The following is a 588-nucleotide window of genomic DNA, read 5'->3' as shown; positions in this document are numbered from 1 at the left end:
ACACTAATCATTGCAAGTGTAACAACCCCTAGTTTTGTCATTAAATTCATTATAAACACCTCCTAAAATTTAAAGTGTGGTGTATACACACTATATTTATTGGCCTTGAGAAGCTTGCCACGGTTAACCACTCGTAGCGATTTAAGACTAGTTTTATACGGCTTATCCCATTGGCCGTAAAGATGATACTTATTCGAATTAATGCGGTAGGCATCATAACGATAAATTTTTGGAATCGTATATGAATTTTTGCCAGTCCGAATTAGTTGAATTGTCCCAGAACCTTTAGCCGTTGTATCACCCTTGGTCAAGATTGGCGTCAGCTTAAGAGTCATTTTATTTTTCTTAACAACTTGCTTATTAACTTTATAATCAAGTGTATTTTCGGACATACCGGTGGCACTAATAATACGAATTTTATTTCCCCGCTGCATAAGTGCGATCGGCATGACCTTGCCACTCGTATTACGAGTATAGTTAATCATTACTTTCTTTTTATTATTTAAAACATTTTTACTAATTTTGTAGACTTTAGCTTTCTTAGCCTTTTTCTTACTGACCTTCTTAGCTTTTTTAACGGTCTTGGCT

Annotated in this window: 1 protein-coding gene; it reads right to left on the bottom strand. The window is 35.0% G+C overall.

Annotated features, from left to right (window positions below; translation table 11 throughout):
• Window positions 1–62: 62 nt before the first annotated feature.
• On the bottom strand, window positions 63–588 hold a 526-nt coding region (locus D1831_RS14485), incomplete at its 5' end, for a hypothetical protein (RefSeq protein ID WP_158610681.1).

Origin of the sequence: Lactiplantibacillus garii (genome assembly GCF_003885105.1) — a bacterium.
In the GTDB taxonomy this organism is placed as follows: domain Bacteria; phylum Bacillota; class Bacilli; order Lactobacillales; family Lactobacillaceae; genus Lactiplantibacillus; species Lactiplantibacillus garii.
The sequence above is the reverse complement of the archived record's forward strand: the minus strand, read 5'-3'. Positions and strand labels throughout refer to the sequence as shown.